This is a genomic window from Capnocytophaga sp. G1920 (genome assembly GCF_051417515.1).
On the sequence record NZ_JBPRKH010000011.1, the window covers coordinates 87,793 to 100,616 of the forward strand.

At 38.2% G+C, this 12,824-nt stretch carries 8 protein-coding genes and 1 pseudogene; 1 reads left to right on the plus strand and 8 read right to left on the minus strand.

What is annotated here, in order from left to right; translation table 11 throughout:
* Positions 1-4: 4 nt before the first annotated feature.
* The 8 genes from ACSQ7D_RS07860 to ACSQ7D_RS07895 all read right to left on the minus strand — a co-directional run bounded on the left by ACSQ7D_RS07860 (position 5) and on the right by ACSQ7D_RS07895 (position 11,405).
* The gene (locus ACSQ7D_RS07860; protein WP_437135856.1) at positions 5-3,109 is read right to left on the minus strand and encodes a type I restriction endonuclease subunit R; all 3,105 of its coding nucleotides are present in this window, start codon (positions 3,107-3,109) and stop codon (positions 5-7) included.
* Between the two features lie 163 nt (positions 3,110-3,272).
* Positions 3,273-4,445, minus strand: a complete 1,173-nt coding sequence (locus tag ACSQ7D_RS07865) for an AAA family ATPase (protein ID WP_437135857.1) — start codon at positions 4,443-4,445, stop codon at positions 3,273-3,275.
* A gap of 200 nt (positions 4,446-4,645) precedes the next feature.
* Positions 4,646-5,752 (minus strand): restriction endonuclease subunit S, encoded by a 1,107-nt coding sequence (locus ACSQ7D_RS07870; protein ID WP_437135858.1) that lies wholly within the window; start codon positions 5,750-5,752, stop codon positions 4,646-4,648.
* Between the two features lie 9 nt (positions 5,753-5,761).
* Complete coding sequence (locus ACSQ7D_RS07875) at positions 5,762-6,007, minus strand: hypothetical protein (RefSeq protein ID WP_314299285.1); 246 nt, start codon at positions 6,005-6,007, stop codon at positions 5,762-5,764.
* Between the two features lie 3 nt (positions 6,008-6,010).
* Positions 6,011-7,558: a type I restriction-modification system subunit M gene (locus tag ACSQ7D_RS07880; protein WP_437135859.1), complete on the minus strand. Its 1,548-nt coding sequence runs from the start codon at positions 7,556-7,558 to the stop codon at positions 6,011-6,013.
* Between the two features lie 62 nt (positions 7,559-7,620).
* Positions 7,621-8,922 carry a 30S ribosomal protein S12 methylthiotransferase RimO gene (rimO, locus tag ACSQ7D_RS07885; RefSeq protein ID WP_437135860.1) on the minus strand — a complete coding sequence of 434 codons (1,302 nt, stop codon included), beginning with the start codon at positions 8,920-8,922 and terminating at the stop codon, positions 7,621-7,623.
* Between the two features lie 106 nt (positions 8,923-9,028).
* Complete coding sequence (locus tag ACSQ7D_RS07890; protein WP_437135861.1) at positions 9,029-10,213, minus strand: hypothetical protein; 1,185 nt, start codon at positions 10,211-10,213, stop codon at positions 9,029-9,031.
* Between the two features lie 7 nt (positions 10,214-10,220).
* Entirely contained in the window at positions 10,221-11,405 is a 1,185-nt protein-coding gene (locus ACSQ7D_RS07895) for a hypothetical protein (protein WP_437135862.1), read from the minus strand.
* 315 nt (positions 11,406-11,720) lie between these two features.
* Here ACSQ7D_RS07895 and ACSQ7D_RS07900 point away from each other — a divergent pair.
* A pseudogene (locus ACSQ7D_RS07900) lies at positions 11,721-12,816 on the plus strand (ISAs1 family transposase).
* The last annotated feature ends 8 nt before the right edge of the window (positions 12,817-12,824 follow it).

Genomic DNA, 12,824 nt, shown 5'->3' on the forward strand with positions numbered 1-12,824 from the left:
AAAATTACAATTCACCTCCTACGCCTTTGTACTTTTCTACAAAAGCAGCTATTTTGCGAAAAACAGTTTGTTTTTTGGTTCGATATTGTGGGTTTAACGGACTCATTTTAGGCAAAATGCTATTGAGGTCAGTGCCATTTTCGCTAGCATATTCTCGTTTTAGAGAAAGCTGTATATATCGTTTAGCCGCCTCTTCATTTAAGTTTTCTTCCGCGATTAGCTCAGCCGCTTCAGCTTTTTGTCGCTCTTGGGCATAAGTGAAGAACGCTGCTATGATAGTCGGTTTGTCGTCAATAGTATCTAAATTAGTTTCGTTGATAAAATCTACTATAAGGCTTTCCTTGGCACGGTTACCTATGCTGGCACGGATAATGCGACGCACTTCCTCTACTAAAGCCTCTTTGTTTTTGTTCTTTTTGTGGTGTTCTAAGATGAGTTCGAGGATATAATCGAGGTCTATTTCTTGAGATTTGAGCAAATCTACTTCAAAAACCACCTCTTCCCAGTCAATTAACTGTTTTTCTTGCTCTTTGTTCTCGCGTTCCTTGCTCACCCAATCACGTATATCGTTATAAGTAGATTTATAATCTTGCACTAATCGGTCTTTTAGTACCTCTAATTGTACCATAGAAGCCACTTGTTCTTCGGTTAGGAAATGCTCCTCGGCAAAGGATTTTAACGCTTCAGGGTCGTTTTTATCAATCGTTTGTAGCGCTTTGAGATGGGCAAATTCATCGTAGTTCTGCAAGATGTTTTCCACCTGCAAATATTCACCAAAAAGCTTTACAAAGGCTTTCTTATCGGCTGTAGTGTGAATTTCATCAGGGTCGGGGAATTGTTCTTTTAGTTCTTTTACAATTTCGTTATAGCCTCGGCAAGCTTTACCGGTAATAATATCAGTAAAGCCCTCGAGATACTCTTGGTAACTTTTTTCGAGGATTACATTCTTGGTGCTCTTATCGCCGAAAAGGGTAATAGCATCGATGGTAGCTTTTTCTAAATCGCGGAAAGTAACGATATTGCCAAAACTTTTAGTGCTGTTGTAGATGCGATTAGTGCGAGAATAAGCCTGCAAAAGTCCGTGATAGCGTAAGTTTTTGTCTACAAACAACGTATTGAGCATAGGGGCATCAAAACCTGTGAGGAACATACCGACTACTATCAATAGGTCAACTTCTTGATTTTTCACACGGTTACTCAAATCGCGGTAGTAGTTTTCAAACGATTTGCTTTCTAATGAAAAACTTGTTTTAAACATCGCATTATAGTCGGCAATGACTTTTTCTAAAAACTCTTTGGCACTGACGTCCATAGCGGAAGGTTCGAAAGTTTCGTCGGTAATGTCGCCTATAGCATTCTGTTCTTCATTGGCAGCATAAGAAAAGATAGTCGCTATTTTGAGCGGTCGGTCACTATCTTTTTGCAAGGCGTTGAGCTCTTGGTAGTAGCATTTGGCAGCCTCTACACTACTAACGGCAAACATCGCATTGAAGCCCTTATTACTACCCTCATTCCTGTGGGTTTTGAGGCGAAAATTGCGCAAGATGTACGTAGATATTTCCCTAATACGTTCAGGGTGTAGCAAGAGGCGTTTGTTTTCGGCAGCACTGAGTTTGGCTTCATCTTGCTCGGTTTCTATACCCTTAAATTGTGGACGTACATCGTTGTAATCTACTTTGAATTTCAGTACTTTTTCATCGCGAATAGCATCGGTAATCACATAGGCGTGCAGTTCGCGACCAAAGACGCTGGCAGTGGTTTCGCTGCCCAAGGCATTGTCGGGGAAAATAGGGGTGCCTGTAAAACCAAATTGGTAGTACTTCTTGAATTTCTTTTTAAGGTTCTTTTGCGCTTCACCAAATTGGGAACGGTGTGCCTCATCGAAGATGAAGACAACTTGCTGGTCGTATACTGGCAAATGCTCTTCGCTCCTCATCAGGTTATTGAGTTTTTGGATGGTAGTAACGATAATTTTATGGTCGTTCTTAGTTAAATTCTGTTTGAGTCCGGCAGTACTACCTGAACCATTTACACTATCGGGCGAAAAGCGTTGGTATTCCTTCATCGTTTGATAATCCAAATCTTTGCGGTCTACCACAAAGAACACTTTATCGATAAAATCGAGCTGGGTAGCCAATTGGGCAGCTTTAAAGCTGGTAAGCGTTTTGCCCGAGCCTGTAGTGTGCCAGATGTAGCCACCTCCCTCGAGAGAGCTCCAGTGCTTAGCCTGATAGGCACTTTTTATCTTCCAGAGCAGTCGCTCGGTAGCAGCTATTTGGTAGGGGCGCATCACTAATAGTGTGTCGCTTACATCAAGCACCGAATAGGTGAGTAGCACTTGTAATAAAGTATTTTTCTGGAAGAAGGTAGCGGTAAAATCCTTCAGGTCACGTATAAGAGAATTATCAGCTCTTGCCCAATTCATCGTAAAGTCGAAGCTGTTTTTATTGCGCTTTACGGTGTTGGCAAAATAGCGGGTATCGGTACCGTTGGAAATGACAAATAGTTGCAAGTATTTGTACAATGAACTCTCGCTGTTGAAACTCTCCTTGCTATAGCGATGCACTTGGTTGAACGCCTCGCGGATGGCCACCCCTCGTTTTTTGAGTTCGATTTGCACTAAGGGCAACCCATTCACTAAAATCGTTACATCATAACGATTGGCGTGAGAGCCTTTCTGTTCGAACTGGTTGATTACTTGTACCTTATTGCGAATGATATTTTTCTTATCTACCAAATAGATGTTTTGTATATGCCCATCGTCAAACACAAAGTCGTAGATATAATCGCGGTGCAGTTTGCGCGATTTTTCTACCAAGTTATCGCTAGGGGCATCTAAATACTCTTCTACAAAGCGCGCCCATTCGGCATCGGAGAAGGTTACGCTGTTGAGGTTTTGCAACTGCGTACGCACATTTGCCAAGAGAGCTGCGGGAGTAGTAAGCAGAGGTAAGTATTCATAGCCTTGCCCTACCAAATCCTCTATAAATTCGCGTTCTAAAGCATTCTCACTTTGGTAAGTAGCAGGAGTTTCACTCACTTTAGAGAGCTTCGTATAATTTTCTAAAACAATGTAGTTTTGTGTTTCGGCGATAGTGTTGTAATTCATTGTTAAAAACTTGCTTATTTAAGGGTAAAACTTGCTTATTTAAATTTTGATATTGATTTTCAATTAGTTATAGTTGTATTTCTTCCTTGCTTAGCAAAGGGCAAAACTTGCTTATTCTTTCTTGAAGGTATATTTTGCATTTACACTTGTAAGAAATTGTATGCTATTGTTGCTGCTCCTCTTTCCAATATCTATCCCCTACAAGATGATTAAATAAAAGTTCTAAGGTTTTCTTTTCAGGGTCAGTAGGTGCTGCAATAGCCTCATTTGATAAAGTAGAGTGGCTGGTAAACTGAATGATTCTATTGTAATATGTTAGTTTGTCATCTGGTAATAAATCTGACCATTCTGGATAACCCAAAAAACTTGCTGTTTTTTCATAAAGATTTCTCAATAATATAAAATGATATTTTTGAATACTTTTTGTTTGAATAGCCTCTTCTATAGTCTGCTTTAGAAATAAGTGATAGGAAAAACTTGTATTAGAATCACCAAACTTTGGATCAATTTCAAATGTTCCATCTTCATTTTTATCCAACATATAAGCACAAGGAGAATTCTTCTTATTTTTTGACTTAAAATTAAGTTCATTATGCAAGACATTATAGAATAATGGGTTATGTGTTGTGATTATAAACTTTAATTGCTCATTCTGACTTGATTTTATGAGTTCAGCTATATCTACAGCTAATTCTATTAAGTGATTTTCATCTAAAGAACTTACTGGGTCATCTATAAAAACATATTCTAGCTCATTAAACCCATCTACAGGACGTTCTTCTGCTTCAGGAATGTTTAAAGTCTCAATAACTTGTTTTAACAAACTATAGAAGATACACCAAATAAGACAGCTTTCTTCTCCTTTAGAAATCTTTATATTATTAATTTTCTCATTATTTCCTCTTTCTATAGAAAATGTTATTTCAGAATATGCAGGAACTTTAATATCTTTTCCGTCTTCTCCTTTAATTGTATATTCTGAATTAAATATTGGGGTCAATTTATCATTGGTGTAACGTTGAAAGTTAGTGATAATATTCCTTTCTTGTCCTTCATCTACAAGTACCCAATGAGTAAAACCATTAGGACGAATTTTTAATTTTCTATTAGTATCCTCTTCTAGGTCATTATCCCAATAAAATAAGTCTTCTGTAAAGGCATTGTAGTAAATAATCTTTGAACGAGTTTTTTCATCATCATCTTGTTCAGAAGTGACTAAATCCTTAAAGATACAAGACAAACGTGTTTTACCTACACCATTGAAAGCATAGATAAGTTGTACTTTTTTAGAACTATCTTTTAGCTCTTGTGCTATTTCTTTAAGTTTTTTTCCCATAGTTATTATTTGTCATTTGTAAAAGTTAATAATTTCTCCCTATAATACTCATATTGTTTCCCGCGCAGGGCTATTTCTTTAGTCCGTTTGCACCCTGCTGTAGGGGTAAAGTCAGCGAGCTGGCGCAGCTGAGTATGTGAGGCAATTCGCCCTTAAACGACAATCCTTCCTCAATGTTTAGGGTCAATTGCCATTGACCCCTACGAGGGGAACGACAATAATCTCTCCCTATAATACTCGTATTGTTTTCTGCGCAGGGCTATTTCTTTGGGTAACCCCTCGCTGATAGAATTGACCAATGTATCGAACTTATCGAGAATAGCGACAATGCGGTTTTGCTCTTCTAATGGGGGAATAGGGACAATACATCTGTTTAAAACATCATAAGAAATAAATGGCTGAGATGCCTTATTTGCTTTGTCAATGAAATTTTGTAACAATAAAAGATAATATGCATATTTAGCGTTTACATTATCATTTATTTTCTTACAAATAATGCCATTGTAAGTAACAAAATGCTTCCCCTTAGCCCAATTTATTATTCCAGCATATGCTCCTATATGCCCAATAACAGGGGCATCTTCACTATTATATTCACTATGTGTTCCAACAATACCATTGCTTCCATATACAGGATAATCTCCCCCAATCGTTGGTATCTTATTTCCAATTCCATATTGAAACTTGTAAATATTATCTAAAGTTAGCCATTGAACAGCAGATTCATCAAATGATATCAATAACTTATTTCGATAGTATTCATACTGCCGCTTGCGGCAGTCCAGCTCCGCCTCCAGCTCCGCCTCCAGCTCCGCCTCCAGCTGGGTGAACTTGTCCAAAATACGAACAATCTCTTGCTGAACAGAAAGAGGGGGAAGAGGGATTTGAATAGAAGCTAATGAAGGGGCAGGCAAGTGAGCAGGAATTGCATCTGTCGCTAATGAATTAATGTATACCTGCATATCCTTTAAGACATACAACAAATATTTATTTTCTAAAATAGTATGTGGTTTTATACAATAACATACATCATTAGCCCAAAATCTTTCAGTAATGAAATTAACATAACCTGCTGTGCCATATTTAACAATAGTAATTGTGTTAGCTTCTTGATTGTATGCATCATAATACCCCATAGGTTTCACGCCTCCACTATAAACGGGGTATTGTTTATCATTAGAAAGTTCTAGTTTAGTAACTCTTTGTCCTCTTTTGATTTCCGCTATCTCCCCCAGTGGTTTCCATACTACTTCAGCGCCTTGCAGGAGGCGTTCTATATAAGGGAATATTTTAGGTTCTTGTGTCATTTGTTGTTATTATTGGTGTTTGAATAAAATAGGTTTTAGATTAAGCAAATTATGCCTAAAAATGATATATATTAACCAACTAAAGGGGTGAACTGTTTCCATTTTGGAAATAGTTACATCATTCTGAGTTTGCCTTATCAGTTGTGCAGTTGCCGAGATTTTCTCGATAACTGAATTTCTGTCAAGTTCTCCTTCTGCAACTGAAACCGCTTCTTGCGGTGTATTATAAATCAGATATTTTATTTCACTATTCATATCCTACCCCTCTATTTCTCTAATAATCTCCTCTATATCAGCCCTCAGCTCATTAATCCGCACTACGGTTTGCGCTACTTCGGCGTTGAGTTGCTTGATATCTATCACCTCGCGGGTATCTTTTGCCTCTACGTATGAACTCACAGATAGGTTGTAGTCATTTTCGGCTATCTGCTGGTTGTCTACCATCACAGCGGTGTGAGGTACCGCCTCTTTGTCGGCAAAAATGCTAACGATACGCGCTATATGGGCATCTGTAAGTACGTTGTTATTGGTTTCTTTCTTAAAAAAGTCCTCACCACTGGCATCTATAAATTGGGTTCGGGTATCGGGTTTGTGTTTGGAAAGCACCAATATATTCACCGCAATGCTGGTGCCGTAGAAGAGGTTGGGCGGTAGGGCGATAACGGTTTCTACATAGTTGTTATCGATGAGGTATTTGCGTATTTTCTGCTCGGCACCTCCACGGTAAAAGATACCGGGGAAGCAGACAATAGCGGCACGCCCTTTAGCCGAAAGGTAGCTGAGGGAATGCAATACAAAGGCAAAGTCGGCTTTAGATTTTGGTGCTAATACACCTGCGGGTGCAAAACGGTCGTCGTTGATAAGGGTAGGGTCGTCGCTACCTATCCAGTTCACCGAATAAGGAGGATTGGAAACGATGGCATCAAAAGGTTTTTCATCACCAAAACAAGGGTTGATAAGCGTATCGCCTAAGGCAATATTGAATTTATCGTAGTTGATATTGTGCAAGAACATATTCATACGCGCCAAGTTGTAGGTAGTATGATTGATTTCCTGCCCAAAAAAGCCTTCTTCTATCTGGTAGTCATCGAAGTGTTTTTTAGCTTGTAGTAGCAGAGAGCCCGACCCACAAGCAGGGTCGTAAATCTTGTTTACTGAAGATTGTCCCAACAATGCCAACTGCGCAATGAGTTTTGATACATTCTGAGGGGTAAAGAACTCCCCGCCCGATTTGCCTGCATTGGCAGCATAGTTCGAAATAAGGAACTCATAAGCATCGCCAAAGAGATCGATTTGGTGGTTTTCGAAATCGCCAAAACTAAGCCCTGCCACTCCATTAATTACCGCGGCGAGGCGTTTGTTTTTTTCCTCAACGGTATTGCCAAGGCGGTTGGAGGTAGTGTCGAAGTCGGCAAACAGTCCTTTGATGTCAGTCTCAGAGGGGTAGCCATTGGCAGAGCTTTCGATAGCAGAGAAGATAGCTGCTAAATCGGTATTGAGATTGGAATTGGTATTCGCATTTTTAGCTACATTCACAAACAGCTGAGAGGGGTAGATAAAATAACCCTTAGTTTTCGTAGCATCGTCTTTTATTTCGGGAGAAATTTCTTCATCACGCATCTGGGCGTAATGCACACTCTCGTCGCCTGCTTCAATGTAGTTCGTGAAATTCTCACTGATAAAGCGGTAAAAGAGGGTTCCTAACACAAACTGTTTAAAGTCCCACCCATCTACTGCTCCGCGTACTTCGTTGGCTATTTTCCAAATTGTGGCTTGTATTTCTTCTCTTTGCTTGATACTTGTCATTATATTACCTATTTTCATAGGTGCAAAGGTAATAATAATTTGCGAATTAGCCAATTTGTTGATTAGCACGGCTCTCCATACAAATCGTAATCGGTAGCATCGATAATTTTTACATTTGTAAAATCACCTATCTTTACATAGTGTTTTTTAGCATCGATAAGCACCTCGTTGTCTACATCGGGCGAGTCGTATTCGGTGCGACCTACAAAGTAGTTGCCCTCTTTGCGGTCGATGAGACAACGAAAAGTCTTCCCTACTTTCTCTTGGTTGAGCTCCCACGATATTTGCGACTGTATCTCCATAATCTCGTTAGCACGTGCAAGCTTTACTTCTTCCGGCACATCGTCTTCGAGCGCATAGGCGGTAGTGTTTTCCTCGTGACTGTAAGTAAAACAACCCAAACGGTCGAAACGCATCTCTTTTACAAAGTCTTTCAGCTTCTGGAAGTCTTCTTCCGTTTCTCCTGGGTACCCCACAATAAGGGTAGTGCGTATAGCCATTTCGGGTATCGCTTCGCGGAACTTTTTCAGCAGTTTAGTAGTCTTCGCTTGAGTAGTACCGCGCTTCATACTTGCGAGGATAGAGTCAGAAATATGTTGAAGTGGAATGTCTAAATAATTGCAGATTTTAGGTTCAGTCTTCATTACCTCCAATACGTCCATCGGGAAGCCGGTAGGGAATGCATAGTGTATGCGTATCCATTCAATACCTTCTACTTTTACGAGGGCACGCAGTAAGTCGGCAAGGGCGCGTTTCTTGTAGAGGTCGAGACCGTAGTAGGTAATGTCTTGAGCGATGAGTATAAGTTCTTTCACCCCTTTGGCAGCCAACTTCTCCGCTTCGGTTACGAGAGCTTCAATAGGGGTCGATAGGTGCGCCCCGCGCATTAGCGGAATCGCACAAAAGCTACAAGGGCGATCGCAACCTTCCGATATTTTCAGATAGGCGTAGTTCTTAGGGGTAGTAGTGAGGCGCTCGCCTATGAGCTCGTATTTATAGTCGGCGCCGAGTACTTTCAAGAGGGCAGGTAGCTCACTGGTACCGAAGTATTGGTCTACATCAGGGATTTCTTTCTCCAAATCGGGTTTATAGCGTTCAGAGAGACAACCCATCACAAACACCTTATCTACCAATCCTGCTTCTTTCTGTTGCACATAGTCCAAAATAGTGTTGATACTCTCCTCTTTGGCATTGTTGATAAACCCACAAGTGTTAATCACCACAATATTCCCCTTTTGTTCGTGCACCACCTCTTTGCCACCCGCTTTGAGTTGCCCCATCAGCACTTCGCTGTCATATACATTTTTAGAACACCCAAGGGTTACGACGTTTATAGTGTTTTTCTTTATACTTCTTGTTCGCATCTGTTGTTAGTTTCAGGGAGCAAAAGTACGACTAATTTACTAATTAGCAAATTGTCCGCCCTCACACAGTGAGGGCGGACAATTTGATTTCTGCTTTCAAAGTCTATTAGTAATTGAGTTCGTAATGGGTTACTAAATGAGGTTTGAATGTTATATTCATTTCTATTTGTGATAACTTTTTCTGATTGTTTTCAGTGATATATCTGAAAGTATATTCACAGATTTTATCTACTATCAGGTTAAGTGGTTTACCATTGCTATCTTTCTCTACTTTTATAGGAATGGTAAATTGAATTACACGCTCATTTTGTTTGTTATTGATGACTTTATAACTCTTACCGGTAACTGTTCCGTTATCAATCTTAGTCATAAGATCTTGCAAAGTGTTTGACATAGTTGTAGCATCAATATCTCCATAAGAGGGATTTTGATAATAAGCTCCTACTGAAGTTCCAGTTCTTAAATACTCGTTTTCGCTAATGTTTTTCACAAAACCATCATTATCAAAAGTGTAAGCAAGTTCTATGATTTTGTTTTCTATTTCTCCATTGTAGCGAGAAGACGGAATTACTACTTTCTTAGGCAAATTTTTAGGAGATGCACCAATTATCAAAGCGATAGGCATTTCGAAATAATTCATAAAACTTCTGCTTTCTCTACTGAAATCAAAAGAAAAAACGTTAAATTTGTTCTTATTCTCATTGTTGTAATAAGTTAAGACAGTTTCGAGAATTTTATTTCCTTCTCTATCATCTTTGCTAATAATTTTGCTAATATTGTCATTCTCCCAAGTAATAATCTCGTCACCTACACTTTTAAGTTGTTGTTTTTCGTTGTACATACCAAACCCAAGTGTGTTACCTGCTGCATTTAGTCCATACTCTACCGCTTGAATATCGTATTGACCATTCACTTCGGTATCATAAGGAGCGGTAATTATTACCGAATAGTCCTTATAGGTAAAAGTTCTTACATCTTCAGGTTTTCTTTCTTGTTTTATGGTAACCTTGTTGATTCTACCCATATTGTCGTATTCGTATAGGTATTCGGCAGTACGTAAAGTATACGTTTGGTTGTATAATTCAGCTTCTAAATAACTGTTAGGACTATTAGTGTTGCTTGTAGTACCTTCATCAATATAAGTACAGCTTATACGTTTTACTTTTTTAGTAGGCAAATAAGCTTGCTGTTGCTCCGATAGAGGCTTTGCAGGCGTAGGAGTGTTGTCGTCTTTACTGTTACACCCTACAAGGGTAGCCAATGCCAAAAGGCTTAATAAAAATCTCTTCATAGTGGTATTAGTAATTTAATTCGTAATTCGTAATTATATCAGCATAGTAGGTAGCATCCATACGGATATCAGTAGCAGAAGTATTGTTATAAGATACGGTAAACTTACAAACTTTATTCACGTTCAGATTGATAGTTTTACCATTGCTATCTTTTTCTACTTTTACAGGTACAGTAATCTCAAAAATACGAGTACTACCATCATCACTGATAAATTTGTAGCTCTTATCAGTAACCGTTTTATTCTCAATGTTTGCAATCAGTGTTTGTAGCTCACTCCAATAAGTACCAATTTCGTTGTTGCCATTGTTAGGAACGTATGAATATAACGAACCAGGGACAAATTTATTTTCTTTTTCAGCAATAGTTTTTACAAACTCATCGCTGTCAAAAGTATAACTGAAGCTCACTGGGCGCTCAAAACGACTACTATAAGAATCGTTTTCCTCTAAAGGAGTCGCTTCTATAGGTAAGTTTTTAGGAGCTGCTCCTTTTATGATAGCAATCGAAAGTGCAAAATATTCCTGATAGCTACGGATATCATCCCCTGTATGATCAAGTAAGTAAAATTTATTTTTATTAGTAGCACTATTGTAAGAAAATTTCACCCCTCTTTCTTTAACCACCCCATTTCTCGTTACTTTTCTACTGATTTTAGTGAGGTTGTCGTTTTCCCAAGTAAAAGTTCCTGCACTCATAGAGTTTTTGAGTTGTTGTTTCTCGTTGTATACCCCTAAGCTTAATATGTTACCAGAAGAATTGAGCCCATATTCTATAGAGCGAGGCTCTCTAATCCCATCATAAGGAGGAGGAGACGTAATGGTTACCGAAATATTTGAATAAGTGAGGGAACTTACAATATCAGAGTCTCCCTCTCTTTTAAAAGTAACCTTAGTGATTCTACCTGCATTGTCATACTCATAGAAGTACTCCATAGTTTTCACTGTAAACTTTTGTCCCTGATTCAACTCAGGGTTTAAAAAGTCTTTGTATTGTACGGAAGGGTAAGAACCATTTTCATAATCAGCCTCTACATAAGTAGCTGTTACGTGTTTTACTTTTTTAGTAGGCAGATAGTTTTGCTGTTCTTTTGTGAAGTCAGGTCTCTGAGGAGGGGTAGGATTATTATCGTCCTTACTACCACACCCTACAAGCGTAGCCATTGCCAAAAGGCTCAATAAAATTCTCTTCATAATGAATGTTAGTATTTAAATTTTGAGGCAAAAGTAATGCTTTTTTTTATTCTCAACTATTAAAGGAATGTTAAACTTTCAAACAATGGCAAAAAACCAACCTCTTTCAGAGTCCCTTCGATTAATCACACTTCTCATTTGCTAATTTCCAAATTTGCTAATTCTCTAATTATCCCAAACCATCTATTCTCTTTCCGTCGCTACATTCCCCCTTTGAAGGGGGCTAGGGCAGGGCTGTTACAAAGTTTTGTAAGTTATTTTAAATTACTATTTTTGCATTCTAATAAAATGTAAAAGTCTATGACACTGATAGAAATGTTATCTAGTATAGAGGATACTAGAAAAAGACGCGGTATCCGCCATAAAATGCCTAACTTCCTGATTATGTGCCTAACAGCAATAATGTCAGGTTATACTGGTTATCGAGAAATAGGCCGTTTCCTCAAAGAAAACCAATGGGAGTTTAAAAAGTATCTAACTTTCTGTAAAGTACCTACATATGGCTCTATTAGAAGGATATTTATGGAAATTGATTTTGATGATTTTGCCCAAAAATTCAATCAGTGGACTGCCCAATTTTTACCAATGTGTCAAGGTGAAACACTTGCTGTTGATGGAAAGGCTATTGCAGGAACTATTAAAGACACTCAAAATAACTATCAGAATTTTGTTTCATTGATAAGTGTTTTTGCTTCACAAAGAGGCATTGTATTAGCTTGTGATAAATTAGAGAACAAAAAAGAATCTGAAATTTATACCGTTCAAAGACTCTTACAAGCCTTAGACATTCAAGGTGAAATAATCACTTTAGATGCCTTACATTGTCAAAAAAACTCTTGAAACTATTATAAAGTCAAAAAATGACTACATAGTACAAGTAAAAGGTAATCAAAAAAAGCTTTTTGAGCAAATAAAAGCAAATGTTGCTACAAAAAAGTATTTAATGCACACTTACCAAGAGTGTTCTTTGCTAAGAGGTCGTGATGAATTGCGTATTACCAAAGTTTATAAAAATTTAGAGGGTATTTCTCCTGAATGGTTTGGTATAAAGCGAATTATAGAAACAACACGTTATGTCAAAACAAAGAAAGGTCAGACAATAGAGATAGTTTACCATATTAGCAGTGTAGCTAAGAATAAGGCTGATTTCTTTGCTAATCACATACGTTCTCATTGGGGTATAGAAAATCGTTTGCACTGGGTGAAAGATGTACAAATGAAAGAGGACAAGAGTAAGACTAAATCAGGTAATGCTCCTGAGAATCTTTCAATAATGAGAAATATATCAATTAACCTATTTCGTCTTAATGGAAAAGACTCTATCAAGTCAGCTATGGAATGGAGTATCATTAATTTCAAAGAACTTATGAATTTAATATATTATAAATCAAACATTTGTAACTCTATGTAACAGCCCTG

Excerpts from the sequence above, each read along its gene's own strand:
- ACSQ7D_RS07860 (WP_437135856.1), bottom strand. The coding sequence starts at position 3,109 with ATGAATTACAACACTATCGCCGAAACACAAAACTACATTGTTTTAGAA.
- ACSQ7D_RS07865 (WP_437135857.1), bottom strand. The coding sequence starts at position 4,445 with ATGGGAAAAAAACTTAAAGAAATAGCACAAGAGCTAAAAGATAGTTCT.
- ACSQ7D_RS07870 (WP_437135858.1), bottom strand. The coding sequence starts at position 5,752 with ATGACACAAGAACCTAAAATATTCCCTTATATAGAACGCCTCCTGCAA.
- ACSQ7D_RS07875 (WP_314299285.1), bottom strand. The coding sequence starts at position 6,007 with ATGAATAGTGAAATAAAATATCTGATTTATAATACACCGCAAGAAGCG.
- ACSQ7D_RS07880 (WP_437135859.1), bottom strand. The coding sequence starts at position 7,558 with ATGACAAGTATCAAGCAAAGAGAAGAAATACAAGCCACAATTTGGAAA.
- rimO (WP_437135860.1), bottom strand. The coding sequence starts at position 8,922 with ATGCGAACAAGAAGTATAAAGAAAAACACTATAAACGTCGTAACCCTT.
- ACSQ7D_RS07890 (WP_437135861.1), bottom strand. The coding sequence starts at position 10,213 with ATGAAGAGATTTTTATTAAGCCTTTTGGCATTGGCTACCCTTGTAGGG.
- ACSQ7D_RS07895 (WP_437135862.1), bottom strand. The coding sequence starts at position 11,405 with ATGAAGAGAATTTTATTGAGCCTTTTGGCAATGGCTACGCTTGTAGGG.